We start from the raw sequence: 24,207 nt of genomic DNA, 5'->3' as shown, positions 1-24,207 counted from the left end.
ACCACCATGGCATGACGTGGCGCTTCCTTCCAGAGCGGGTGATATCCCGGTCGTTCCAGGCCGCCGGAGCGGCGGTCCTTGTCCTCGCCGCGCATGCGGCCGCGGCGCAGGATCGGCGCGTGGTCACCGAACCGGGCCTGCCCGCGATGGTGTGCGCCACCCTGGCCCCGACGGGCCCGGACGACCAGACGGGCTCGGACGACCAGACGGGGACGATCCAGCGCGCCATCGATCGCTGTCGCGCCGGACAGGCGGTGCGACTGGTCGCGGGACCGGGCGGGGGCCGTTTCCTCAGCGGCCCGCTCCGCCTGAAGCCGGGCGTGATCCTGTGGATCGACAGCGGCGTGGTGCTCGCCGCGACGACCGATCCCCGCGCCTATGATCGCGGCAACGGGCTGTGCGGGACGATCGATGCCAGGGGGGCGGGCTGCCAGCCCTTCGTGACGATCGAGGGAGGGCGCGGTGGCGGTATCGTCGGCGACGGCACGATCGACGGACAGGGTGGTGCGCCGATGGCCGGACGCGACGAAAGCTGGTGGCAACTGGCCCGGCGCGCGCAGCGCGAGGGCGGCAAGCAGAACGCCCCGCGCCTCATCGTCGTTCAGCAGGCGCGCGATGTGGCATTCTATCGCACGCTGTTCCGCAATGCGCCCAACTTCCACATCCTGCTCGACGGCGTGTCGGGCGCGACGCTTTGGGGCATCCGCATCGATACCCCCGCCGATGCGCGCAACACCGATGGCATCGACCCCAGCGCGTCGCAGGACGTGACCATCGCGCACAGCTTCGTCCGCACCGGCGACGACAATATCGCGATCAAGGCCGGGCATGGCGCCACCCGCCATGTCTCGATTCTCGACGATCATTTCTATTGGGGACACGGCCTGTCGATCGGCAGCGAGACGATCGCGGGGGTCAGCGACATCCTGGTGCGCGGGGTGACGCTGGACGGCACCCTGTCGGGGCTGCGGATCAAGAGCGATGCCAGCCGGGGTGGCCTGGTCGAGGCGGTTCGCTATGAGGATGTGTGCCTGCGCGGCAACCGCCGGCCGATCGATTTCGACACCCGGTATGACGCCGGTGCAGGGGGCATGGCGATCCCGGTCTATCGCGGCATCGCCCTGTCGCATGTCACCGGTGCGGGCGGCGCGCTGGTGGTTGGCGGCCATGATGCAGGCCACCTGCTTGAGGTTATGCTGGACGATGTGCGGTTCGACCCGGACGCGGTGTGGCAGACCGCCTATGCGCAATTCACCGCCGGACCCGGCGGCGTCACCCCGCCGCCGCCCGGCTTGAGCGCCTCGGCCGTGCCGGCGACAGGCGATCGGTGCGCGGGCCGCTGGGCCTCATTCCCGGACCAGCATCCATGACACGGTAACGGATCGGGCAACGGATATGGGGATGCACGTCCGAGCACGCCCCATGCCCGGCGCGGTGGGGATCTGACGATCCCGACACCGCCGCGATCGCTATCCGTCCAGCATCGCCCGGATGCGCGCCGCCAGATCGGCGAAATCGAACGGCTTGGTGATGAGCGCCACGCCCGCATCCAGTCGCCCGCCATGGACGATGACATCGCGCGCATAGCCGGTGGTGAACAGGACCTTTAGCGAGGGGAACAGGCTGCGCGCAGCGGAGGCCAGATCAGCCCCGGTCATCCCGCCGGGCAGCACCACGTCGGAAAACAGGAGCGCGATCCCGTTCGCCTTCGGTCCCTCCAGCAAGGCGAGCGCCGACGCGCCGTCCTCTGCCTCCAGCACGTCATAGCCCAGTTCGCGCAGCGCCTCGGTCGAATAGGCGCGGACATCGGCATCGTCCTCGACCACGAGGATCGTTTCCGATCCCCGGTCGGGTCGCCCGGCGGGCGGCGGGGCGTCGCCCGTGTCGGTCGTCTCGCCGACGAAGCGCGGCAGGAACAGCGAGACGCAGGTGCCCTGGCCGGGGTGCGATTCGATCTGGACCTGACCGCCCGATTGCTTGGCGAAACCATAGACCATCGACAGGCCCAGCCCGGTACCCTTGCCCACTTCCTTGGTGGTGAAGAAGGGTTCGAACACGCGGCCCAGTGTCGCGCGATCCATGCCGATGCCGGTATCGCTGACATCGATCGCGACATAGTCGCCCGGGTCGGTGGGATAGGGCACCGGCCCCGCCACCATCGCCGCCTGCCCGTCCAGCCGGGCATTGCGCATGGTGATCGACAGGGTGCCGCCCAGCGGCATCGCGTCGCGCGCATTGACCGCCAGGTTCAGGATCGCGCTTTCCAACTGGTTGGGATCGGCCTCGGCCGGCCACAGATCGGGGCGGCAATCGATGTCGAGCGTCACCTGCTCGCCCAGCGTCCGGGTCAGCAGTTCGGACAAGCCGTCGACCAGCCGCGCGATATGGACCGCTTGCGGTGCCAGCGGCTGGCGCCGCGAAAAGGCGAGCAGCCGCTGGGTCAGGGTCGCGGCGCGCTTGGCCCCCGTCATCGCGTTGACGGCGGCACGGTGCGCGCGCGGCTGCTCGTCGGCGGGCAGCAGGCGTTCGAGCAACTCCAGATTGCCGACCACGACCTGAAGCAGATTGTTGAAGTCATGCGCGATGCCGCCGGTCAGCTGGCCGACCGCTTCCATCTTCTGGCTCTGGCGCAGCTGCGCCTCCATCTCGGCCAGCCGTTCCTGCGCCGTCAGTCGGTCGGACACGTCGGTCGCGAACTGATAGGCACCCAGCGGGGTACCGTCGGCGGCGATCAGCGGGCTGAAGCGCAGCTCGTAATGCCGCCGTTCGCCGTGCAGATCCTCCAGCGCCTGGATGACCGAGAAATCCTCTCCCGCCAACGTCCGCGTCCAGTAGCCGCGCATGACGGACAGGATCTCGGGACGCCCGGCCATCGCGTCGCTTTTCAACTGGCCGATCTGCGGCCGGATGCCGAACACCCGTTCGAAATCATCGGCGGCCGCACGGTTGATCGCCAGATAGCGATGGTCGAAGCTCAGAACCTGCACCAGCGTGCCGGTCGAATCGATGATGTCGGCGAACAGTTTGCGCTCGGCCAGCGCCTCGGCCACCCGGCGCTCCAGCACGGCGTTGACGTCGCGCAGCGTCTCTTCGGACTGGCGGCGCTCGTCGATGTCGATGATCGAGCCGACCATGCCCAGATAGCTGCCATCCTCGTCGAAGCGGGGAAGCGCCGAGATCATGACCCAGCGATAGCGGTCGTCCCCCCGCCGCAGCCGGAATTCCAGCGTGCACGGTTGCTGGTCGGCGACCGCCCGGCGAACCGTGCGTTCGAACAGCTGGCGGTCCTCGGGATGAAGCACGTCGATCCAGCCGAAGCCGAGGCCGCGTTCGGGCGAGAGCCCGGTATAGGCGGTCCAGGCATGGTTGAAATAGATGCAGCGGCCATCGGCCTGGCTCACCCAGATGATGACCGGGGCCTGATCGGCCACGTTGCGGAACCGCACCTCGCTTTCGCGCGCGGCGGCGACCGCATTTTCGCGCTCCTGCCGGTCGCGCATCCGTGCGCTGCAGTCGAGCATCGTGGCCAGGATGCCCGCCGGCTGGCCATCTTCGCCCGACAGTGGGATATAGTCCAGGTCGAACCAATGCTGCTGGGCCACGCCATTTCGTTCCAGCGTCATCGCCTGGTCGCGATAGGCCAGCGCCCGCCCGCTCAGGCCCGCCGCCAACACCTGTTCGTTGAACAGCCGCGTCTCGGGCCAGGCCTCGGTCACCGGGTGGCCGAGGATCGCGGGATGGCGGGTGCCCGCAAAGTCGGCATAGGCCGTATTGTAGATCAGGATGCCGTTCGGTCCCCACAGCGTGCTCATGGGGATGGACGAGGACAGGATGATGCTGATCGCGGTCAAACGACTCTGCGGCCAGGACACGATCGGGCCCAGCGGCGTCGCGGCCCAATCATGGGTGGCGATTCGTCGCCCCATATCGCCGCTACGGGCCAGGATGGCGGCGAATCCCGCCGGCAGGTCGGCCGGTATAAGATCCTGGGCCATCGCGGTCATGCTTCGTTCATCTCCGCCCTTATTTTGCCCGCCCTAGTCCCTGCTGTAACGTCGCTTCGTCGCAAGGAATAGAGGCGAGCCGACGATCTTGTCCCAGTTAGATGCAATTGTTTTCAGCAACATGAAGACGCCTGCCGGTCTTTGTCGCGAAGGCTGTCTCAATCGCGGGATTGTTTCGCCGCGCCGCGATCACACTTTGTCACGGACCCGATAGGCAGTTGCCATGTTGCCCTGCTAGAGATGGTGCAAAATACAGGAGAGACCGGCATGGACCGACAAATGCACCCCGTACCCGATTGGGCCGGCAGTGCTTCGATGACGGCGGAGGGCTATCGTGTGGCCTATGACGCGGCGCGCACCGATCCCGACGGATATTGGGGCGAACAGGCGCAGCGGCTGGACTGGATCACGCCGTTCACGGTGGTCAAGGATACCAGCTTCGCCGAGGCCGATTTCCGCATCAACTGGTTCGCCGACGGCCAGTTGAACGTCGCGGCCAATTGCATCGACCGCCATCTGGACACCCGCGCCGACCAGGTCGCGATCCTGTGGGAGGGCGACGCGCCCGGCGCCGAACGCCGCATTACCTATCGCGACCTGCACGAACAGGTCTCGCGCCTCGCCAATGTGTTCAAGCGGCTGGGCGTCGCCCGGGGCGACCGGGTCACCATCTATCTGCCGATGATCCCGGAGGCCGCCTTCGCGATGCTGGCCTGCGCGCGGATCGGCGCGGTTCATTCGATCGTGTTCGGCGGCTTCTCGCCCGAAAGCCTCGCCAACCGCATCATCGACTGCGATTCGCGCATCGTCATCACCGCCGATGGCGGCTGTCGCGGGGGCAAGCCGGTGCCGCTCAAGGCCAATGTCGACGCCGCGCTCGACCATGACGGCGTCGCGGTCGACCATGTCGTGGTGGTGCGCCACAGCGGCACCGAGGTGACGATGAAGCCCGGCCGCGACCAGGATTATGCGACGCTGATGGCACAGGCCTCGCCCGATTGCCCGGCCGCGCCAATGGGGGCCGAAGACCCGCTGTTCATCCTCTATACCAGCGGTTCGACCGGCAAGCCCAAGGGCGTGCTGCACAGCAGCGGCGGCTATCTGCTCTGGGCGGCATGGACCCATCAGCATGTCTTCGATTATCGCGAGGGCGAGGTCTTCTGGTGCGCCGCCGATGTCGGCTGGGTCACCGGGCACAGCTATGTCGTCTATGGCGCGCTGGCCAATGGCGCGACCACGCTGATGTATGAAGGCGTGCCCAATTATCCCGACCATAGCCGCTTCTGGCAGATCGTCGACAAATACCGGGTCGCGACCTTCTATGCCGCGCCGACCGCGCTGCGCTCGCTGATGCGCGAGGGCGATGAATGGGTGAAGAAGACCGATCGCTCTTCGCTGCGCATCCTGGGCTCGGTGGGCGAACCGATCAACCCGGAGGCCTGGGAGTGGTTCTACCGCGTCGTCGGCGACAGCCGTTGCCCGATCGTCGACACCTGGTGGCAGACCGAGACCGGCGGCCATCTGATCGCGCCCCTGCCCGGCGCGGTGCCGCTCAAGCCCGGTTCGGCGACGCTGCCGCTGCCCGGCGTGCTGCCGCAGATCGTCGATGCAGAGGGCAAGGTGCTGGAGGGTGCGACCGAGGGCAATCTGGTCATCGCCGATAGCTGGCCGGGGCAGATGCGCACCGTCTGGGGCGATCATGACCGCTTCTTCCAGACCTATTTCACCACCTATCCGGGGAAATATTTCACCGGCGACGGATGCCGCCGCGACGAGGATGGCTATTACTGGATCACCGGCCGCGTCGACGACGTCATCAACGTGTCGGGCCATCGCATGGGGACCGCCGAGGTCGAATCGGCACTGGTCGCGCATGCCAAGGTCGCCGAGGCGGCGGTGGTAGGCATGCCGCACGACCTGAAGGGGCAGGGCATCTATGCCTTCGTCACGCTCAACAGCGGGGTGGAGGAAGACGAGGCGCTGCGCGCCGAACTGGTCCAATGGGTCCGTCGGGAGATCGGGCCGATCGCGACCCCCGACGCGCTGCAATTCGCACCCGCGCTGCCCAAGACCCGCTCGGGCAAGATCATGCGCCGCATCCTGCGCAAGATCGCGGAGAATCAGGTCGATGCGCTTGGCGATACCTCGACGCTGGCCGATCCGGCGGTGGTCGACCATCTGGTCGCCAACCGGATCGAACCGGGGAAGAAGGCGGCGTGATGGGAGGTGGGGGCCGCTGACGGGGCGGCCCCCACCTCCGGTCGACTGCGTTCAGGCTGAACGGGGTGCAAGATCGATCGGCATGCCTTGCTCCGGCCAGCCGGGTTGTGACGGCGAAGGGCGCGCCACAGCTCCTGCTCAAGGTGTCTTGCGTACCGGCGGCAGGGCCGCACAGATATCCACTCCGCCCGCCGGCACGGTGAAGAAGGCGTTGCGCCGATTCTCACGTCCCTTGATCCAGGCGGCGAAGCGCGGACTGACCGTTTCGCGATACTGATAGTGCGGGCGTTGCGCGGGGGGCAGTTCGCTCGCCAGCCGTGCCGACATGATGGGCAGCCGCTGCGCCTCATCCTTGTAGAAGCCCAGGTCGCCTGTCCCGCGTGGCAGGGTGGAGAGCGCCTCCATGCCGTCGATCACCCGGCCCGCCACCGCGATATTGCGGTCCAGTCCGCGCGGCGAATGGCCGATGGTGGTGTAGAGTTCGGCCCCGGTGCCGGTGCTGGGCGCGAGGTCACGCGCGACACCGACCATGCCATAGCAATGCGGAATCCATTCGCTGTCCGCATTCCCCGCCAGCGGCCAGCCGTCGCGGCTATAGCCCGCCCAGGCGGCATAGGGGTCGGGCTTGCTCAGCCGCGCCACCGCGCTGTGGCCCGCACGGACATATTCGGCCGGAGGATTGGCGACGATGCCGGTCGGCAGCGGCTTCCTCTCGCTCGCATCGCCCCATTGCGCGACGTAATTCTCCTGGACGCGATAGACGCTGGTGCCCGCATCCCACCAATGCGCCCGCGCCAGCGCCCGGATATTGGCGACATGCACCGGCGCCTGCGCGGCGGCGAGCCGCAGCGTGACGGTCCTGCCGTTGGACAGGGTGAAGATCAGCACTTCGTCATCCGGCACCGCGATCCAGTCCCCGGGTAGCGGATCGCCGGATAGCGGCGTGTTGGGCGGGGGCGTGCTGGAGAGCGTTGGGGTTGCCGGAGCGGGAGCCGCCTGTGCGACCAGTGCGGCGAGGGTCAGGGCGAGCGTCATGCCCGCAAGTCTGCCCGAGCGCTCCACCCCACGCAATCGCTTGCGCGGGGCGCGGAAGCACATTAGGGGCGCGTGTTCCAGGCAGAATATCCTGCGGAGCGGTGGCCGAGTGGTCGAAGGCGCTCGCCTGGAAAGTGAGTATACGGCAAAACCGTATCGAGGGTTCGAATCCCTCCCGCTCCGCCACTTCAGTCCCTGAGTGGGCACTGAGTTTACGCTGTTTTTTCCGGTGAGCGCCTGTAGCAGCCGGGTCTTCGATCCCATGATCCGAACCTCGCCGTCCGCCACTTCGACGCGCTGGGCGAGCGCGCGCAGGTGATCGCGGCGGTAGCCTCCGCCTTCAAGGCGGATGCGCTGGCGCGCGGTCTTGGCGAAGGTGCGGACCATCTGCGGCGTGATGGCCTTGGCGCCGGAGGTGTCGAGCATGGCTTGGGCGCGCTCGGCATCGGCTTTGGCCTGGTCCCTGATGGCCTTGAGGCCGTCGATGCGGTCTTTCAGGGCCGGGTCGTCAATGTCGGCCACGCCCGCCTCGATGGCGTCGTAGAGGCGCTTGAGCCGTAGTTCCGATTCGGCGGCGCGCTTGTTCAATTCGGCGATGTGCTCGCGGCGGCGTTCGGATTGCTCCTGCCGCCGGTCGAGAACGCTGGCGAGGATGATTTCCAGCCGTTCGGGCTGGAGAAGCTGATCTTCCAAATGGCTGGCGACAAGATCGTCCAGCTTGTCCATCGGCACGGCCATGCCCTCACAGGCGGTCGGTCCCTGCCGGGCCTTCATCGAGCAAGCATAGTAGCGATAGCGCCCGCCCTTGCCGGTGCGGATGGTCATGGCCCCGCCGCACTTGGCGCAATGGATCAGGCCGGTGAGCATCGTGGGGCCGCTGATGACGGCGGATGGCGTGACCTTCGGGTTGCGGGCCTTTAAGAGCGCCTGCACGGTGTCGAAGGTTTCGCGGTCGATGATCGGCGGAACCGGAACCGTCACGATCTCGCTGACCGGCTTCAGTTCCTTGGTCTTGCTGCGCTTGTTGAACTCATGCTCGCCCATATAGGTGCGGCGGGTCAGGATACGGTGAACTTGCCCGATGCCCCAGCGCCCGCCATCGCGGGTGAAGATGCGGCGGCTGTTGAGATAGGAGACGATGTTCTTGACGCCCATCTGGCCGGTCGCGCCGTCGCCTTCCAGCGCCAGGCGATAGATCAGCCGCACCGTGTCGGCGTGGAGCGGGTCGATTTCCAACTTCTTCTTGGTCTTGGCTCCGCGCTGCTCGGCCGCGACGACACGGTATCCGATAGGAGGAAGCGAGCCGTTCCAGAAGCCTTGGCGGGCGTTCTCCTTCAAGGCCCGCATGACGTGCTTGGCGTTTTCCTTGGACTGGTATTCGTCAAACAGCGCCATGATCTGCCGCATCATCTGATGCACCGGATCGTCACCGATCTCCTGCGTGATCGACAGCAGCTTGACGCCGTTCTTCGCCAGCTTCCTGACGTAGAACTCCATATCAAAGGCGTCGCGGAAGAAGCGGCTGAACGAGTGGACGATCACCACGTCGAACGGCGCGGGCTTGGACGTGCCCGCCTCGATCATGCGCTGGAACTCTGGCCGGCGGTCGTTGGTCGCCGAAGCGCCCGGCTCCACGTAGGTCTCGACAAGCTGATAGCCACGCGAGGCGCAATAGGCTTCGCCCTGTCGCTTCTGGTCCGGGATGGAGACATCATGCTCGGCCTGCCGCGCCGTCGAGACGCGCAGGTAAAGGGCGGCGCGTAGCGGGACGGTCATGGGCGATGTCTCCTATGATGATTGTCCAGCGGTTATTGGTCCGTTGGCGATTTTGAATGAGGTGAAGTCCTCGAAGACCCACTTGTTTTTCAAAGTGTTGTAGATGATGCCGAGGAACTTCCTGGCGGTGGCGATGATCGCCTTGCCGCTGCCGCGCCGCTCTCTGATGCGGCGATAGTAGGCGTTGAGATACCCCGAGTAGCGGATCGCGATCAGGGTGCACTGGACCAGGGTGGTGCGCATCAGCTTGTTGCCGCGCTTGGTGATGCGGCCCCGGTTGTCGGTTTCGTTGGACTGGCTGACCCGGGGCACGATGCCGAGATAGGCGGCGAGCTTGTCGGCGCTCTCGAAGTCGTCCACCTTGCCGATGCCCGACAGGAACACCGCCGCCGCGCGGGGACCGATGCCCTTGATGCTGACCAGGCTGTCAAAACCGTCGAGGCCTTGGGCGGCCGTCCTGATCTCCGCGTCCAGGTCGGCGATGGCGGCGGTGAGGCTCAGCGCCTGGTCGCGCACCACCCGAAGCTCGACCTGCTCCAGCGCCGAGAACCGTTCGATTTCCAGCGCCAGCAGCCGTCGCTTGCTGGCCAGCCCTTCCTTCTTCAGCTTGACCCCGTGGCGGTTGAACAGGGCGTGGATCTTGTTGAGCAGCCGGGTGCGCTGCTTGACCAGCAGGTCGCGGGTGTGGACCGGCGAGCCCAGTTCGGTTTCCGCCTTCGACTTCAGCCGCGTCTCGGGCAGCATGTCCTTGGACAGGAACAGCGCCAGGGCGCGGGCGTCGTTGCGGTCGGTCTTGCTGACCGACTTGCGGATCACCTGGAACTGCCGCGGGTTGACCACCGCCACCCGGCCGACGCAGGGCGCCACCTCGTCCCGGAACCACGCCGAATTGCCCGTCGCCTCGACGGCGATCTCGTCGTCGGCGTCCAGGGTGGCGCAAAACCGGTCCAGGTCCGCGCGGGCGAGCTGGTAGGTCTCGAAACTCTCCGTGCCGCCCGCTTCCCGGCGGCAGACGGTGAAGGAATTCTGATGAAGATCGACTCCGATGAAGGCCATGGCTACACTTCTCCCGTTGGTGGGAGGCGGAACCCCGAAGGGGGGCGTGAACGGCCAAGCCAGACTCCTATTCGAGGTCGCCGGCAGCCACCGGGCCTCACGCTGGTCGTTCGGACACAGGCGACGGGTAATCTCCTTCACAGGGTCAAACGCCCTAGAAACCGCATGCAACCTGCAGCCTATCCGCCTCTCCCAACACCTTAACCGCATCGGGATCATTGGCCGCTCACAGCCCATTCATGCCATCTCCTTCTCGAATAATGGTCCCTGCCCGTATCATCGGGCCGCATGGTCCCGCTCAGGCAGCCTTCTTCACGGGACGCGCGCGCTCGACCCGTTCGCGCTCCTTGGGTGTATTCATCACCTCCCAAAGATCGTTACGCCGCTGCACGTTGAGCCAGAAGTCGGGGCTGTTGCCGAACACACGGGCCAGGATCAGCGCCGTCGCGGCCGTCACGTTCCTGCGGTTGCCGCACAGTTCGTTGACGTGTTTGCGCTGGACGCCCATCGCCTCGGCGAGCGCCCCCTGCGTCAGCCCCATCGGCTCCATGAACTCTTCGGTCAGTATCTCGCCGACGGTCGCCGGCTTACGCTTGGTGGTCAGCATGTTTTTGCCTCGCTCTCATCGGTAACTGTGATCGTCCAGATAAATCCCGTCCGCCTCGCCGCGCTCGCCATCCCAGCGGAAGATCAGCCGCCATTGCTGGTTGACGCGGATCGAATGGAGACCTGCCAGATTGCCTTTCAGTTTCTCAAAGTGATTACTGGGCGGCACGCGCAAGTCCTGATCGGTCACGGCGTCATCAATCATCTGGAGCTTGCGGAACAGCCGGGCTTCCAGGTCGGACGGGATGTTGCGGGAGTGGACATCATCCACGAAAAAGGCCCGCAACCATTCATCCCGAAAGCCAACGATCATTCCGTCGCTCCGCTATGAGTATATGTACCGCACTACAACTCATATTGCAATGGGGCGCGTCAAACCTCGGGGCCGAACAGTTCATCGAACAGGTCTCCGAACCATTGCTCGAACACCTCGATCTCGGCCTCTGTGACCGGAACGGGATGGGGCCAGTCGTCGGTGACGGTCCAGGTGGATAGGTCGTGTTTGGGCGGTCTGCCGGGGAACGGCCACGGATAGCCCAGCAGCGCCTCAAGCTGCTCGGATGCCGTGGGCGGCCTGACGCGCTGGGCGCGGGACCACGCGCCGCGATCAGACGCCATCGAGGTCGCGCCCGCTTCCGGGCCGCCACGCTACGGGATTGGCGACCCATCGGTCGATGTCGGATTCCTTCCAGCCCGCGCCGTTGACGCTGATCTTGATCTGGGGCGGGAACGTGCCCTCGGCGATCTTGCGGTAGATGGTCGACCGGGACAGGCCGGTGCGGTGGAGGACGGTGTTCAGGCGGATGATACGGTCTGGCTGGCGCATGGCCGCGATGCCTCCTGCTGGCTGTTTCTGGGAACTGCCAAGACAGGCAAAGGCAAGGATTTGTTGTTGTGCAATAGATAGTTAGGCGTCGTAGGGCTGTGGCGAATAGGCGGCGGAAAATAGGATGGTTCTACAGCCCGAGCCCCCGGCCCCGACCGAGCCCGAACGTGAGGGTGAGGTCGCGGCCGACGCCCATCCCCGAATCGAATGAGATGCCGAGTTCCCGCTTGCGGCCCGCCAGAAGGGATTCCATCTGCGGGTCGCGTTCGAGGCTGTGGGCCATGTTCCCCATCTCCGCCCGTGCGGCCCTGTGACCGGCATAGTCGCCCGCCGCATACCGTTCGTCGCTGGCCCTGTGGAGATTTTGCCAGCGTTCCACGAAACGGTCGGCGCGCAGGCTGGGATCGGTGCGCAGCTCGGTTTCCAGTTGCAGGGCGCGGATTGCGCGCCGGGCGTCGCCGGACGCTGCCTCCGCCGCAAGCTCCGGGTTTTTCTTGTAGGCGGCTTCGGCGTCGTGCGAGCCGTAGGGGCGCACCTCCTCGAACCGCTGGCGCGCCTCCTGCAATTCCCCGATCTGATCGGGGCTGGCCTTGTCGCCCCGGTTCTGCGCCGCGAAGATCGAATCCACGGCGCGGGCATGACGGACGAGCGCCCGGCCACGGGCGCGGCGCAACGCCGCCTCCGGGTCCTCCTCCACCTTCCTTTCCGGCCCCTGTCCGCCCTCGGCGGGCAGGCGCAGCCCGTCGAAGATGCTGCGCACCTTTTCGGGAACCTGCCTGACGATCTCGACAACCCGTTCCACCCGCTCGCGGAAGGTGATGCCGCGCCGTTCGGCGTAGTCGCGGGCGGGTTCAAAGTCGGTCGCCATGTCCTTGGCGCGGTCGCGCGACATTGCGCCGACGAGCCGATCCCGGCTGGCGAAGTCGTCATGGCCGTAATGCAGGTCGATGCCGTCGCGGTGCCGCGACAGGGCGACGTAGCTGCCATGCGCGTCCATGCCCGGCGTCGCCAACACATGGGCGCGGTCCACGGTCATGCCCTGCGCCTTGTGGATCGTCGCGGCATAGCCGTGGTCGATCTTGTTGTAGTCCTTCAGGTCGAACGCGACATTGCGCCCGTCGTCGGTGCGGACGGTCATGCTCTGGGCACCGACCTGCTCGACGGTGCCGAGCGTGCCGTTCTTCACGCCAAGGCCGCGCTCGTTTTGCAAGAACATGACGCGATCCCCAGCGGCAAAGCTGCGTTCGCCGCGTTCGACCGTCAGGCGCACGTCATCGCCAAGATCTCCCGCTGCCCGCATCCGCTCGCGCGCGGCCTCGTTGAGCGCGCGAACCTCGTCGTTGGTGTGGGTGAGAATGATGCGGCTTGCGTCGGGGTTCGCCTGCCGGTCGCGGCCCCAGCGGTCGATCAGGTCGCCGCGCGCCTGCTCGCGTGACTCGGCCTCATGGACCATACCATGCTTGTCGTAGGCGTGGATCGCATCGCCGGTTCGGCTGGTCGCCAGGTCGCGGGTGGCGTCGCGCTGCCAGTCCTCGCGCTGGCGGCGCACCTCGCCGATCTCCGCCCCGCCGTGGCGCTCGTGGATCGAACGGAACGCCGCGCCCGCCTCGATAGACTGCAACTGCTGCGGATCGCCGACCAGCACCACCTTGGCCCCGGCCTCGGCGGCATGGGATAGCACGCGCTCCAACTGCCGCGTGCCGACCATGCCCGCCTCGTCGATGACAAGCACATCGCGAGATGTGAGAAGGCCGCGGCCCTGTCCCCAGCCATGTTCCATGCTGGCAATGGTGCGTGACGCGATACCCGATCCGCTCTCCAGATTCTCGGCGGCAATGCCGGACAACGCCACGCCCCGGACCTCGTAGCCCGCCGCCTCCCAAGCCTCGCGCGCCGCCCCCAGCATCGCGCTCTTTCCCGTCCCGGCATAGCCGACGACGACACCCAGGCCGCGCCCGTCCGTGACATGCGCCAGCGCCTCGGCCTGCTCGCCGGACAAGACAAGGCCGCGCGTTTCCGCGCGCGCTAGCGCCACCTCACGATCCCTGTCGTTGACCTCATGGCGTTCCCGTTCGGCCATCAGTTCGGCCGCGCGGTGCAAGCGCTGTTCGGTCTCGATCATCTCGCGGGTGGTGAAGCGATCCTGCCCAAGTCCGTCCTTGCCGAGTTCGACCAGATCGGGCGCGTTGCGCATTGCGCCCATCACTTCGTTGAACTGGTCGATCCCGTCGCTGTGCCGGTGCGCGAACATCGCCATGTCGCGCCACGTGAAGGTCGATTGCTGGTGCGTGATTGCGTCCAGCGCGGCGGAAGGATCGGCGATGATCCGCGCGCCGTTCTCGCGGGCAATGCGGCGATGATCCTCGGCGCGGTCGGCATCAAGCCCGGCGGCTTCCATGCGCTGCGCGGGTGCGCCAATCTTGGTTTGCGGCTCAAGGTCGATGCCCTGCGCCTCAAGGCTGCGATGGTCGATCCGGGCGTCGATGTCGAGTTCGGCCAGCCGCTCGTTGACATGATCGGCCCAACGCCCACGCCATCGCTCGACCAGCTCGGTGCGGTTCCAGTCCCGCGCCTTCGGGCCAAATCCGTCCGCGTCCACCGACCGCATGGTGAGCATGACATGGGCATGGGGCTTGGGCTGGCCGTCCGCGCCCATGTCCAAATGCACATTGAGATCGGCGATCATGCCCTGATCGACAAATTCCCGCGCCACGAAATCGCGTGCCAGTTCGATGCCCTGCGCCTGTGTCATTTCGCGGGGAATGGCGAACTCCACCTCGCGGCAAAGCTGAGCGTCTTTCCGTTTCTCGAACGCCTCGACATCGTTCCAAAGCTGTTCGCGGTCGCGCCATTCCTCCGGCGCGTTCTCCGGCAACATGACCTCGGAATGGACGACACCACGCTTGGCGGAAAAGTCCTGATCGCGGCCCAGCCGGTCGTCGCGCAGCCGCGAGGCCGAGCGATAGGCGGCGGCAGCGACCGCGCTGCGGCCCGCCGCGCGTCCGATGACCTGAACGGAGAAATGGTAGATCGCCATGGCGACCGACCAGATACTGCCCTCAAGCGCACGTCGGAACGACGTATAAGCGCGCCCTCGAAACTAATTTCTCGGGACTGCTCGCGCCGTTCCAGCCCGTCCCGGCAACCTTACAGCATCGCGGCAGGCGCTCAACTATCATCGCTCCATCGACAGCTTATGGAGGACGTGATGCGCAAGCCACGGGACTTCGACGCGGAACTGAAATCGCTCGAAGACAAGACACGAGACCTGAAAGCCCGAAAGGTGCAACAGCTTGGCGAGTTGGTCATCTCGACCGGAGCCGACGCCCTCAGCGCCGACGAACTGGCGGGCGCGCTGATCGTGCTGGCGGAGACGAAAGATACCGGAAAGAGGGAGGCATGGGCGAAACGCGGGGCCACGTTCTTTCAGGGCCGGTCGCGGCGATCTGCACCAGCGCCTGACCGCGACGCTGGCGGCGCTCAACCGCAATCGGACAGCGCGCAACCGGCATCAGGCGGCGCGGGCGCGGCGTGACATGCGCACCTGGCAGGTCGAGCGCCGCAAGCGCACGCGGCATCTGATCGAGCTCGGCGGTCTCGTCGTCAAAGCGGGCGTTGTCGAACTCACCGGCGACGACCGCGCCATCCTCTACGGCGCGCTGCTCTGGATGGCCGAAAAGCTCAAAAGCGACCAAGGCAAACATGCGCGAAACCTGTGGGTCGAGAAAGGGAAGAAAGCTTTCGAGGCGACCACGGGAGCGGCTGCATCCAGCGAGGGCGCCGAATCCGTACTCGGCGGCAACATCCCGGACGATCCGCGCTGACGCCGCAGCAACTGACGCACTGGCGCCGCGCGGCCCGTGACGGGTTGCTGGCGCTGCCGGAGGCGAACGGCATGGAGACGCCTGCTTTCGTTCCTCTTCAGGTGAGCGAGCCACAGAAGACGAGCGATACGGCCCAGCCCGTCGAGATCGTTGCCGACGATGTCGTGATCCGGCTGCCCTCGGACGCGCCCGCGACGCGCATTGCGGAGATCGTCACGGCACTGAAGGGGCGCCGGTGATTGTCCCCGGCCAGCACATGCCAATCGTGATCGCGACGCGGCCGGTCGACTTCCGGCGCGGCCACGACGGGCTCGCGGCGACGGTGCAGAACGAGCTCGGCCTCGACCCGTATTCCGGCCTGACGGTGGTCTTCCGCTCGAAGCGCGGCGATCGCCTGAAGATCCTGGTTTTCGACGGCAGCGGCCTGGTGATGACGTACAAGAGGCTCGAGACGGGCCGCTTCACCTGGCCGCCGGTGCGCGACGGGGTGATGCATCTGTCGCGGGCCCAGTTCGAGGCCCTGTTCGAGGGGCTCGCCTGGATCCATGTCGCGCCGCGCCCTGTGGTCTGGCCGGCTGCGACCAATTGATTCAGTTGGGCACCATCCGGTGTCGCCGAGCGGCCTCGGCGGCTACACTGCAGCCATGTTGGAGAGCGGCCAATCTCCCGATCTCGAGAACCTGTCGGCCGACGCGCTGCGGGAGCTGATCGGGGCTGAGCGCGCGCAGGCAGAGGTCGAACGCGAGCGGGTCGTGGTCGAGCGCGCGGCGCGGCAGCATCTCCAGTCGGAGGTCGCCGACCTCAAGGTCCATGTCGCCCGCCTGGAGCACCTCGTCGAGGAGTTCAGGCGCGCGAGGTTCGGCCGCGCCTCGGAGAAGCTCGACCCCGACCAGATGGCGCTGGCGCTCGAGGACATCGAGGTGGCGATCGACGAGGCCGAGGAGGCGGAAGGCAGGCGGACGAAGGCAGCCGAGAAGCCCGAGCAGGATCGGCCGAAGCGTCAGCCGCGTGCCCTGCCGAAGCATCTGCCCCAGATCGAGCGGGTGATCGAGCCCGACAGCATCCGCTGCCCGTGCGGCGGCGGCGACATGGTGCGCATCGGCGAGGATCGTTCGAAGCGCTTCGACGTCGTGCCGGCGCAGTACCGGGTCCTCGTCACGGTGCGGCCGCGCTACGCCTGTCCGCACGGCCGCGCCAAGGTCGTGCAGGCGCCGGCCCCGGCGCATCTGATCGAGTGTGGCCTGCCGACCGAGGCCGTGCTCGCGAACGTGATCGTCTCGAAGTATGCGGATCACCTGCCGCTCGCCGCCTGCCCGTCGTGCCAGATGATCTTCAACAGATCGCCTCGACGCCCGCGGAAGCACAGAAGATGTGGCCGCCGAGCGGATCGCGCTTCAAGACCTCCTGCGCCACCAGCGCCAGGGAGGCGAATCCCTTCCGCATGTCCGTGTGGCCGGTCGCGAGCCACACCTTCACGCCGACCGGAACCGGGATCAATTCCAACACGATCCGCTACGGCACCATCGGCCCATTTGGAAATCCCTCAGAGTCAGGAATTCACGAGCCGGGTATCAGTCATCAGGAAGCAATGCCTTTTCACGTATAACGTTCACGGATCGTCGAATATGCTCGGCAAGCGCGAATACCGCCTTATCCGTGTCCCGCGCTATCGTAGCTTTGAATATTTCCTCATGCTCGTTGTGCACGTCACGCGGAATCGGTCCCATAGTGCCAGAGATCCGACGGTAGCGTTCGGAGTTTTGAAACAGAACCTGTCTAAAGCGAGCAAGCCAAGCTGAAGGCGACGCCGCCGCAAGCGCCTCGTGAAATTCCTTGTTCCGAACTTCCCACGCATCGAAGGCAACGGCGGGATCGGCCTCAAGTCTTTCCTGCGTCTTAGCAAGGCGGTGGAAGCACGTGATAAGGTTATCTTCCCAGACGTCATCACCCAGCTCGATGCTCTCAGCTAACGCGCTTGTCTCCAATTTTATGCGCGCATTTGTCAGATCCTCAAGGTCCGACAGCGACATCGGCGTGACGCGAAACCCTTTTTGGCCTTCTGTGAGTACAAGCTGATCCGACATCAACCGAGTCAACGCCTCGCGGAGGGTGCTACCGCTAATACCGAACGACGACTTCAGCGCTTCGAGATGAAGCTTGGAACCTGGTGGGTACACTCCTTCAATGATCCGGCTTCGAATTGCTGCATGCGTAAACTCTATGGCCGTTGGTTTCTTCTCCGCAAACCGCGCGCCACCAAGTTCCGCACCAGACCCGTTCTTAATGTTCCCGCGGTCAACCATCTCTCGTCAGCTCCCAGTCTGCCTGACCCAACGTTGGCGCATGATTCTACCGCACCGGAAGATCGTCCCCGACGACGCGATCCGGTACCGAAAGTCGATATAGCCTACCCCAGCGGTTTTCGTGCCACCAAACCCATTGACAGGCCAGAATATCGTTTTTAAGTTCGAAAAACGATATGAGAGGTGCGGAGCACCCAGATGGAGAGGAAGCGCCGTTCGGTGGGGGTTTTGCGCCTGCCTTGACGTGCCAATCCCTTCATTTGCGCGCCCGCCATTTCTGCAGTGGAACCTGCGGAAAGCAGTTGTGGCGAACGTCCCGAGGGACAGGAAGGGATATCATGCAGGAAGCTTATCCAGACGTTGCCCAAACAATTGACGCAAACGGAATCGCGACAAACGTTCACGACGTCGGATCGGGTACGCCTGTCGTGCTGATTCATGGCTCTGGACCCGGCGTCACGGCTTGGGCGAACTGGAGAGCGGTGATCCCCGCGTTGTCTCGACACAGGCGCGTCGTCGCACCCGACATGGTGGGTTTTGGATTCACCGAACGGCCTCGAGACATTGTTTACAGCCCTGAGGTCTGGGTCGCGCACTTGGTCGGCATTCTGGATGCGATGAAGCTCGATCGCGTCGATCTTGTCGGAAATTCCTTTGGCGGCGCTCTGTCTTTGGCATTCGCCATACGATTCCCGCAGCGCGTTCGCCGGCTCATACTGATGGGATCGGCGGGTGTGGATTTCGAACTCACCAAAGGGCTCGACGCTGTGTGGGGGTACGAGCCTTCCGCGCAGAATATGCGCAAAATAATGGACTATTTTGCCTACGATCGAAGTCTCGTGAACGACGAGTTGGCGGAGTTGCGGTACAGAGCCAGCATCAGACCGGGCTTCCAGGAAGCGTTTTCGTCGATGTTTCCGGCGCCGAGGCAGCGTTGGGTCAATGCGCTCGCCAGTTCGGAAGACGATATCCGGGCAATTCCGCACGAGACGCTCATCTTACATGGCCGCGATGACCAGGTAGTGCCGCTTGAGACGTCCTTGCGGCTGCATCAGCTCATCGTGTCGTCTCAATTGCACGTCTTTGGTCGGTGTGGGCATTGGGTGCAGATCGAACACGCCGCCGGATTCATTCGGTTGGTGCAGGATTTCTTAGCCGAAGCGGACTCGGCGCCATTGGCACAACAAAGCCTGATGGCGTCGCATTAACAATTATAGTTAGGAGGAAGCGATGAACGTCTCAACGCCGAAAATCTCGTGGACCGATCAGCAGATTTTGGACATGGTGGACGAGAGTACGGGTCGCCTCGATCCGCGAATCTATAGCGACGAAAGCCTGTATCAGCTTGAACTGGAGCGCGTGTTCGGGCGCGCTTGGCTTTTGTTGGGTCACGAAAGCCAAGTCAGGAGTCCGGGCGACTATCTAACCAATTACATGGGTGAAGATCCGGTTCTTGTCGTCCGGCAAAAAGACGGAAGCATCAAAGTCTTCCTGAACCAGTGCCGGCACCGCGGCATGCGAATCTGTCGCTCGGACGCTGGAAACGCCAAGGCGTTCACCTGCTCCTATCACGGCTGGGCCTATGATACTGCGGGCAATCTGGTGAGCGTTCCTTTCGAAAAGGAAGCGTTCCCTTGCCTCAACAAGAAGGAGTGGGGTCCTCTCCAGGCGCGAGTTGAAACCTACAAGGGCCTCATCTTCGCCAATTGGGATGCCGATGCACCCGATCTGGACGCCTATCTTGGCGAAGCCAAATTTTACATGGATCATATGCTGGATCGGACCGAGGCGGGGACCGAGGCGATTCCCGGCGTCCAGAAGTGGGTCATTCCCTGCAATTGGAAATTCGCTGCGGAGCAATTCTGCAGCGACATGTATCACGCTGGAACCACGTCTCACCTTTCGGGGATTCTCGCTGGCCTGCCTGAAGGCCTCGAGTTGACCGACCTCGCGCCGCCGACCGTGGGCAAGCAATATCGCGCGCCGTGGGGTGGGCATGGAACCGGCTTCTATATCGGCGATCCCAATCTGCTGCTCGCCATCATGGGGCCCAAGATCACCCAATATTGGACCGAAGGCGCCGCAGCCGAGAAGGCTGGTGAGCGTCTCGGGAGCGTTGAGCGCGGCACTCGGCTCATGGCTCAGCACATGACCATATTCCCGACCTGCTCCTTCCTGCCCGGCATCAACACGGTCCGAGCGTGGCATCCCCGCGGGCCAAACGAGGTCGAGGTCTGGGCCTTCACTGTCGTGGACGCTGACGCGCCCGACGACATAAAGGAGGAGTTTCGTCGTCAGACCTTGCGAACATTCTCCGCAGGGGGCGTGTTCGAGCAGGACGACGGCGAGAACTGGGTCGAGATTCAGCACGTCCTGCGCGGCCACAAGGCGCGTAGCCGCCCGTTCAATATCGAAATGGGTCTCGGCAAAGCTGTGGACAACGATCCGGACTATCCCGGCCGGATCGGCTATGTTTACAGCGAAGAAGCGGCGCGCGGCCTCTACGCCCAATGGGCGCGCATGATGACCTCCGAGAATTGGAGCGCGCTTAACGCGACCCGTCTCGTTGCTGCCGAATAATCCACGAGCCAATGCCGTTGGCGCCAACAGGCGCCGCGGCGTTCAGCCCAATTCATCGTCGAGCTACAAGGATTCGCTATGCTTGATGCGATCAACAGACCCGATGTCTTTCAAAAGAAGCCGACTCCGGTCGCGCTGGAGCTCCAGCAGGAGGTCGAGCAATTCTATTATTGGGAAGCAAAGCTCCTCAATGACCGGCGCTTCGAAGAATGGTTTGCGTTGCTGGCGGAGGATATCCGCTATTTTATGCCGATCCGCACCACGCGCATCATGCGCGAAACCGACCAAGAGTATTCCGCAGTCGGCGAATACGCTCATTTCGACGACGATCTGCCGATGATGAAGGGGCGCCTTCGGAAGATCACGTCCGATGTCAGCTGGTCCGAGAACCCCGCATCTCGCACCCGGCACATCATCGGCAACGTGATGATCGTGCAGAGCGCAACCCCGAATGAATACCAGACCTCAAACGCCTTCATCGTCTATCGTAATCGGTTGGAGCGGCAGCTCGACATCTTCGCTGGAGAGCGGCGGGATACGCTGCGGCGCAAAGAGAGTGAAGCCGGCTTTCAGATCGCCAAGCGCACGATCCTGATTGATCAAAGCACGATCCTCTCCAACAATCTCAGCTTCTTCTTTTAGTGTGATCGACGCATGTCGTGGACATACATCATGCGGAGATCGGATCTTCGGCCAGGCGATATGCATCGCCACGAAGGTGGATCGGAGCCCGTGCTTTTATGCAACGTGGATGGTGAGATTTTTGCCGTGCAAGATACTTGCACGCATGGGGAGTGGGCGCTCTCCGACGGTTATCTGGAGGGCGACATAGTCGAATGCTCGCTGCATTTCGCCAAGTTCTGCGTGCGGACGGGCAAGGTAAAGGCTTTGCCGGCCTGCAAGGCGCTCCGGGTGTTTCCAGTCAAGCTGGAAGAAGAGTCAATCTTTGTCGATCTTGATGACGGCGAGGCGACCTCATGATTGGCCACGTCGCAATCATCGGCAACGGCGTAGCAGGTGTTACTACGGCCCAGGTCTTGCGCTCGGAAGGCTACGGGGGGCGGATTTCCTTGATCGGGGACGAACCTCACCTGCCCTATGACCGACCCTCGCTGTCCAAAGCTGTGCTGGGCGGTGATCTCGAGCAACCGCCATTGCTCGTTGCTGGCGAGTGGTATGATGAAGCACGGATCGACTTGATCTTCGGCAAGGCGGCAACGAGGCTGGACGCGAGGGAGCACGCTATTCACCTTGACGATGGAAGGGTGCTTGTAGCCGACGTCATTGTCGTCGCAACGGGCAGCAGCGCCCGCAAGCCCCTTCTCGCTGGCCGTGATCTCGCCGGGGTCGCCACGCTCCGCACTCTTGGTGATGTGGATCGTCTGCGCGGGGATTGGGCGCCGGGAAAGCGGCTCGTTGTCATGGGCGGCGGACTAATCGGCTGCGAGGTCGCAACAACGGCAAAGAAGCTCGGATTGGACGTGACGATCCTTGAGGCCGCGGACGAATTGCTCGTGCGTGTCCTGGGCCGCCGGATCGGCGCCTGGAGCCGGGAGCGGCTGCAGAGCTTGGGCGTGCGCGTGGAGCTTGGCGTCAGCGTCAGCGCGTTTCTCGGCGAAGACCGGCTTAAAGCCGTGACCGCTGGTGACGGCCGTCGGTTCGCCGCGGATAGCGCGCTGATCTGCATCGGCGCCCAACCGGCTGATCAGCTAGCACGAGCCGCAGGGCTGGCCTGCGACCGCGGCGTAGTTGTCGACGGCTGCGGCGCTACTCGCGCGCATGGAATTTTCGCGGTCGGCGACGTGGCGAACTGGCCGCTGCGTGACGGCGGCCGGCGGTCGCTGGAGACATATCTGAATGCACAGCGCCAAGCGGCGGCGGTGGCGGCGGCGATCCTTGGAAAGGAGGCGACGGCGCCGCAAGTGCCTGTCTCCTGGACCGAGATTGCTGGGGATCGGATGCAGATCGCCGGCAATATCGAAGGGCCAGGCGAGGTCGTGCTTCGCGGGATGCTTGGAGCGGGGCCGGCGCTTCTGTTCCGAGTGTTGAACGGCGTGGTTCGGGCGGTTGTCGCTGTGGACGCGCCGCGCGACTTCGCGATGGCGGTCAAGCTGGTGGAGATGCAAGCCGTCGTCGCGTCCGAGGCGCTGAGAGACGTGAACATAAGCATGCGCGATCTCTCGCGCTCAAATAAGAGATAAGAGAGGAGCAATACAACTATGCGGCTGAAGGGAGAGGTGGCGCTGGTCACGGGCGGAGGCTCCGGTCTGGGCAGGGCGATCGTCGATCGCTATGTCGCCGAGGGTGCCCGTGTTGCGGTGCTAGATCGGTCGAGCGCCGGGCTGGCGAAACTCAAGGAAACCCATGGCGACGCCGTTGTCGGCGTTGAGGGCGATGTCCGTTTCCTTGACAGCCACAAGCAAGCTGTCGCACGTTGCATCGAAGCTTTCGGTAAACTCGACTGCCTTGTCGGCAATGCGGGGGTATGGGATTATATAACCCCGCTCGTCGATATTCCTGATGATCAGATCGGAGACGCCTTCGACGAGATGTTCGCCATCAACGTCAAGGGCTATCTCTTGGCTGCCAAGGCCGCCCTGCCTGCGCTCTACAAGAGCAAAGGCCGTGTGATCTTCACTGCGTCGAACGCCGCCTTCTACACCTCGGGTGGAGGCGCGCTCTACACCGCCAGCAAACACGCGGTTGTCGGTCTGATCAAGCAGCTCGCCTATGAATGGGGGCCGCATGTCCGTGTCAACGGCATCGCGCCCGGCGGAATCATCGGCACTGATCTGCGCGGGCTCAAAGCTCTGAATCTGCAAGACAGAAGCATCGCGACGATCTCGCTCAAAGACATGCTTGAACAGGTTCTTCCGGCCGGTCAGGTCGCGACAGCGGAAGAATACACCGGCGCCTATGTCTTCTTCGCAACGCGCGCGGAAACAGTTCCGTTGACCGGCTCCATCCTGGACTTCAACGGTGGGTGGGGGGTTCGCGGATTGATCGACGTCAATCTCGGGGCGGAACTCGACAAGCGCTTCTCGGGAAAGGGAGATGTGGCATGAGCATCCAAAGATTGAGCTATCTAGGATTTGAGGTGTCGGACGTGGCCGCTTGGCGCGCTTTCGCCACCGCCAAACTCGGGCTGATGGAACTTTCAGCCAGCACGGACAGGGTGCGGTTCCGCATCGATTCACGCGCCTGGCGCCTGAATGTCGAAAAGGGTTCAGCCGACGATTTCTCATTCTCAGGCTACGAAGTCGATAGCGAAGACGCTTTGGCGGCGCTGAAGAAGAGGCTGGAGGCGCACGGTGTCGCGGTGACCGTGGGAAGCCCCGAACTGGCGGCCGATCGCGGAGTCCTGGGGCTTGTCTCATGCACGGACCCTGCGGGAAATCGCGTCGAAATTTGTTATGGCGGGACAGAACTCTTTGAAAAGCCCTTTGTTTCACCAGCGGGCGTCTCCGGTTTTTTGACCGGCGATCAAGGCCTTGGCCACTATGTGCTGAACGTTCCAGACGTCAGCGCCGCGCTCGATTTCTATATCAAGGGCCTTGGCCTTCATCTCTCGGACATCATCGACTGGAAGCTGAACGATGAGCTGACGGTGCGGTTGTATTTTCTTCACTGCAACGGCCGTCATCACACGCTTGCTCTCGCCAGCGTGCCGGGCGGCAAAACGCTTCACCACTTCATGCTTGAAGTGACGCGGCTCGACGATGTCGGCTTTGCCCTCGACAAGTTCGAAGCCGACGGTGCGATCGTGGCAACTCTCGGACGGCACACCAACGATCACATGGTTTCGTTCTACGGGGCGACTCCGTCGGGTTTCGCGGTGGAATACGGTTGGGGCGCGCGCCAGGTCGAACTAAATTGGTCGGTCGTGCGCTACGACAAGATCAGCGTTTGGGGGCACCGTTTTATCGGACTCGGTTAGTGCGAAGCCGCAACAGCACAAAAAACTAGAGTGGGGGGAG

The 24,207-nt window shown here is 64.3% G+C and carries 24 protein-coding genes, 1 tRNA gene and 3 pseudogenes; 17 read left to right on the top strand and 11 right to left on the bottom strand.

Features of this window, described 5'->3' with window-relative positions; genetic code table 11:
• The first annotated feature begins 11 nt into the window (after positions 1-11).
• A complete protein-coding gene (locus tag RN629_RS12850; RefSeq protein WP_407035537.1) occupies positions 12-1,370 on the top strand; it encodes a glycoside hydrolase family 28 protein in 1,359 nt (452 codons plus the stop codon).
• Between the two features lie 99 nt (positions 1,371-1,469).
• Here the strand turns inward: RN629_RS12850 and RN629_RS12845 are convergent, their stop codons facing one another.
• On the bottom strand, positions 1,470-4,004 hold the full coding sequence (locus tag RN629_RS12845; RefSeq protein WP_407035536.1) for a PAS domain-containing protein: 2,535 nt from the start codon (positions 4,002-4,004) through the stop codon (positions 1,470-1,472).
• Between the two features lie 267 nt (positions 4,005-4,271).
• Here RN629_RS12845 and acs point away from each other — a divergent pair, with 267 nt between their 5' ends.
• Positions 4,272-6,224: an acetate--CoA ligase gene (acs, locus tag RN629_RS12840; protein ID WP_407035535.1), complete on the top strand. Its 1,953-nt coding sequence runs from the start codon at positions 4,272-4,274 to the stop codon at positions 6,222-6,224.
• A gap of 138 nt (positions 6,225-6,362) precedes the next feature.
• On the opposite strand, the gene RN629_RS12835 is transcribed toward acs, so the two are convergent.
• Positions 6,363-7,259: a peptidylprolyl isomerase gene (locus RN629_RS12835; RefSeq protein WP_407035557.1), complete on the bottom strand. Its 897-nt coding sequence runs from the start codon at positions 7,257-7,259 to the stop codon at positions 6,363-6,365.
• 95 nt (positions 7,260-7,354) lie between these two features.
• On the opposite strand from RN629_RS12835, the gene RN629_RS12830 reads away from it, so the two are divergent.
• Together RN629_RS12830 and RN629_RS12825 are read left to right on the top strand one after the other, a co-directional pair.
• Positions 7,355-7,445, top strand: a tRNA-Ser gene (locus tag RN629_RS12830).
• A 129-nt stretch (positions 7,446-7,574) separates the two neighbouring features.
• Positions 7,575-7,820: a hypothetical protein gene (locus RN629_RS12825; protein WP_407035534.1), complete on the top strand. Its 246-nt coding sequence runs from the start codon at positions 7,575-7,577 to the stop codon at positions 7,818-7,820.
• Between the two features lie 189 nt (positions 7,821-8,009).
• Here RN629_RS12825 and RN629_RS12820 read toward each other — a convergent pair.
• The 7 genes and pseudogenes from RN629_RS12820 to traA all read right to left on the bottom strand — a co-directional run.
• Positions 8,010-9,035, bottom strand: a pseudogene (locus RN629_RS12820) (recombinase family protein); the annotation flags it as partial.
• A 12-nt stretch (positions 9,036-9,047) separates the two neighbouring features.
• On the bottom strand, positions 9,048-10,091 hold the full coding sequence (locus RN629_RS12815; RefSeq protein WP_407035556.1) for an IS110 family RNA-guided transposase: 1,044 nt from the start codon (positions 10,089-10,091) through the stop codon (positions 9,048-9,050).
• 298 nt (positions 10,092-10,389) lie between these two features.
• Entirely contained in the window at positions 10,390-10,698 is a 309-nt protein-coding gene (locus tag RN629_RS12810; RefSeq protein WP_407035533.1) for a HigA family addiction module antitoxin, read from the bottom strand.
• A 15-nt stretch (positions 10,699-10,713) separates the two neighbouring features.
• Positions 10,714-11,010: a type II toxin-antitoxin system RelE/ParE family toxin gene (locus RN629_RS12805; RefSeq protein ID WP_407035532.1), complete on the bottom strand. Its 297-nt coding sequence runs from the start codon at positions 11,008-11,010 to the stop codon at positions 10,714-10,716.
• Positions 11,011-11,069: 59 nt separating this feature from the next.
• Entirely contained in the window at positions 11,070-11,315 is a 246-nt protein-coding gene (locus tag RN629_RS12800) for a hypothetical protein (protein ID WP_407035531.1), read from the bottom strand.
• Positions 11,305-11,523, bottom strand: a complete 219-nt coding sequence (locus RN629_RS12795; RefSeq protein ID WP_407035530.1) for a helix-turn-helix transcriptional regulator — start codon at positions 11,521-11,523, stop codon at positions 11,305-11,307. Before RN629_RS12795 ends, RN629_RS12800 begins: the two co-directional genes overlap by 11 nt.
• Before the next feature lie 130 nt (positions 11,524-11,653).
• Positions 11,654-14,560 (bottom strand): Ti-type conjugative transfer relaxase TraA, encoded by a 2,907-nt coding sequence (gene traA / locus RN629_RS12790; protein WP_407035529.1) that lies wholly within the window; start codon positions 14,558-14,560, stop codon positions 11,654-11,656.
• A gap of 171 nt (positions 14,561-14,731) precedes the next feature.
• On the opposite strand from traA, the gene RN629_RS12785 reads away from it, so the two are divergent.
• The 6 genes and pseudogenes from RN629_RS12785 to RN629_RS12760 all read left to right on the top strand — a co-directional run.
• Positions 14,732-15,058, top strand: a complete 327-nt coding sequence (locus RN629_RS12785) for a conjugal transfer protein TraD (protein ID WP_407035528.1) — start codon at positions 14,732-14,734, stop codon at positions 15,056-15,058.
• Position 15,059: 1 nt separating this feature from the next.
• Positions 15,060-15,347 carry a conjugal transfer protein TraD gene (locus RN629_RS12780; protein ID WP_407035527.1) on the top strand — a complete coding sequence of 96 codons (288 nt, stop codon included), beginning with the start codon at positions 15,060-15,062 and terminating at the stop codon, positions 15,345-15,347.
• 71 nt (positions 15,348-15,418) lie between these two features.
• A complete protein-coding gene (locus RN629_RS12775; protein ID WP_407035526.1) occupies positions 15,419-15,586 on the top strand; it encodes a hypothetical protein in 168 nt (55 codons plus the stop codon).
• A complete protein-coding gene (tnpB, locus tag RN629_RS12770) occupies positions 15,583-15,936 on the top strand; it encodes an IS66 family insertion sequence element accessory protein TnpB (RefSeq protein ID WP_407035525.1) in 354 nt (117 codons plus the stop codon). The genes RN629_RS12775 and tnpB (RN629_RS12770) overlap by 4 nt, the downstream gene beginning before the upstream one ends.
• A gap of 223 nt (positions 15,937-16,159) precedes the next feature.
• A pseudogene (locus RN629_RS12765) lies at positions 16,160-16,327 on the top strand (transposase domain-containing protein); the annotation flags it as partial.
• Positions 16,328-16,360: 33 nt separating this feature from the next.
• Positions 16,361-16,651, top strand: a pseudogene (locus tag RN629_RS12760) (IS66 family transposase zinc-finger binding domain-containing protein); the annotation flags it as partial.
• A 28-nt stretch (positions 16,652-16,679) separates the two neighbouring features.
• On the opposite strand, the gene tnpB (RN629_RS12755) reads toward RN629_RS12760, so the two are convergent.
• Positions 16,680-16,853: an IS66 family insertion sequence element accessory protein TnpB gene (gene tnpB, locus RN629_RS12755; protein WP_407035524.1), complete on the bottom strand. Its 174-nt coding sequence runs from the start codon at positions 16,851-16,853 to the stop codon at positions 16,680-16,682.
• Positions 16,854-16,918: 65 nt separating this feature from the next.
• Positions 16,919-17,650 (bottom strand): GntR family transcriptional regulator, encoded by a 732-nt coding sequence (locus RN629_RS12750; RefSeq protein WP_407035523.1) that lies wholly within the window; start codon positions 17,648-17,650, stop codon positions 16,919-16,921.
• A gap of 338 nt (positions 17,651-17,988) precedes the next feature.
• Here RN629_RS12750 and RN629_RS12745 point away from each other — a divergent pair, with 338 nt between their 5' ends.
• From RN629_RS12745 to bphC, 7 genes are all read left to right on the top strand, one after another.
• Positions 17,989-18,858 carry an alpha/beta fold hydrolase gene (locus tag RN629_RS12745; protein WP_407035522.1) on the top strand — a complete coding sequence of 290 codons (870 nt, stop codon included), beginning with the start codon at positions 17,989-17,991 and terminating at the stop codon, positions 18,856-18,858.
• A 22-nt stretch (positions 18,859-18,880) separates the two neighbouring features.
• On the top strand, positions 18,881-20,230 hold the full coding sequence (locus RN629_RS12740; protein WP_407035521.1) for an SRPBCC family protein: 1,350 nt from the start codon (positions 18,881-18,883) through the stop codon (positions 20,228-20,230).
• A gap of 78 nt (positions 20,231-20,308) precedes the next feature.
• Complete coding sequence (locus RN629_RS12735) at positions 20,309-20,872, top strand: aromatic-ring-hydroxylating dioxygenase subunit beta (protein WP_407035520.1); 564 nt, start codon at positions 20,309-20,311, stop codon at positions 20,870-20,872.
• A gap of 12 nt (positions 20,873-20,884) precedes the next feature.
• Complete coding sequence (locus RN629_RS12730) at positions 20,885-21,211, top strand: non-heme iron oxygenase ferredoxin subunit (RefSeq protein WP_407035519.1); 327 nt, start codon at positions 20,885-20,887, stop codon at positions 21,209-21,211.
• The gene (locus tag RN629_RS12725) at positions 21,208-22,431 is read left to right on the top strand and encodes an NAD(P)/FAD-dependent oxidoreductase (RefSeq protein WP_407035518.1); all 1,224 of its coding nucleotides are present in this window, start codon (positions 21,208-21,210) and stop codon (positions 22,429-22,431) included. The genes RN629_RS12730 and RN629_RS12725 overlap by 4 nt, the downstream gene beginning before the upstream one ends.
• Positions 22,432-22,449: 18 nt before the next feature.
• Entirely contained in the window at positions 22,450-23,295 is an 846-nt protein-coding gene (bphB, locus tag RN629_RS12720; RefSeq protein ID WP_407035517.1) for a cis-2,3-dihydrobiphenyl-2,3-diol dehydrogenase, read from the top strand.
• Complete coding sequence (gene bphC, locus RN629_RS12715; RefSeq protein WP_407035516.1) at positions 23,292-24,167, top strand: biphenyl-2,3-diol 1,2-dioxygenase; 876 nt, start codon at positions 23,292-23,294, stop codon at positions 24,165-24,167. The genes bphB and bphC overlap by 4 nt, the downstream gene beginning before the upstream one ends.
• The last annotated feature ends 40 nt before the right edge of the window (positions 24,168-24,207 follow it).

This window comes from Facivitalis istanbulensis (genome assembly GCF_040560405.1).
Classification (GTDB): Bacteria; Pseudomonadota; Alphaproteobacteria; order Sphingomonadales; family Sphingomonadaceae; genus Sphingomonas; species Sphingomonas istanbulensis.
This window is presented reverse-complemented; position numbering and strand designations above follow the sequence as displayed.